The following is a 956-nucleotide window of genomic DNA, read 5'->3' on the forward strand; positions in this document are numbered from 1 at the left end:
AGAGCCCGATCCGAAATTAAGTTGAGTGGTATCAGCGGGTTAGCTTGACGCTTGCCGCAGTCGTTGATTCAGGGGTTTTGCAACAAACTTCCGGAGATCAACGATGTGGACCGATACCACTCGGGCGCAATATGCCCGCGCGGGACTGACTTTGCCAAGCGATTTGACCGATGCCGAATGGTCGGTGCTCGAACCTTTCTTGCCGCCACCCTCCCACGTAGGCCGTCCGCGCAAATGGCCGCTGCGACGGATCGTCGAGGCGATCCTGTATCTGCTGCGTGGGGGGCTGCCGTGGCGAATGCTGCCGCCCTGCTTTCCGCCGGTCTCGACGGTTCGGCGCTGGTTTTACCTGTGGCGCGATAACAAACTGTGGCTCTCGCTCAATCATACCCTGCTGTTGATGGCGCGTGAAGCGACAGGCCGCGAGGCTTCGCCCAGTGCTGGCGTGATCGATAGTCAGAGCGTGAAAACAACGGAAAGTGGCGGCCCTCGCGGCTTTGACGCGGGCAAAAAAATCAAGGGGCGCAAGCGCCACATCCTCACCGACACCGAGGGCCATTTGGTTCATGCGGTGATCCATACCGCCGACATTCAGGACCGCGACGGCGCGCCGCTGGTCCTGCGTGAAATCATCCACCGCTTTCCATGGCTGCGCCATGTCTTTGCCGATGGCGGCTATGCTGGCGACAAGCTCAGGGAAGCCCTCCGGCGTACCGGCAAATGGACTGTCGAGATCGTCAAGCGATCCGATGTTGCAAAAGGCTTCGTGGTTCTTCCGCGCCGCTGGGTCGTCGAGCGAACACTGGCTTGGCTGAACCGCAACCGTCGGCTCGCCAAGGACTTTGAACAGACCATCGCATCGGCAACTGCGTGGCTGTTCATAGCTTCCATCCAGCTATTCGCGCGTCGCATCGCAAGACTATGAAATTTCATCGGATAATTATGAATCAGGCTCT

Annotated in this window: 1 protein-coding gene; it reads left to right on the forward strand. The window is 59.0% G+C overall.

Going from position 1 to position 956, the window contains the following annotated elements:
• Positions 1 to 103 precede the first annotated feature (103 nt).
• Positions 104 to 925: an IS5 family transposase gene (locus AX685_RS05675; RefSeq protein WP_043153120.1), complete on the forward strand. Its 822-nt coding sequence runs from the start codon at positions 104 to 106 to the stop codon at positions 923 to 925.
• Positions 926 to 956: the final 31 nt, after the last annotated feature.

Origin of the sequence: Sphingomonas sp. CCH9-F2, from assembly GCF_001556735.1 — a bacterium.
GTDB lineage: Bacteria > Pseudomonadota > Alphaproteobacteria > Sphingomonadales > Sphingomonadaceae > Sphingomonas > Sphingomonas ginsenosidimutans.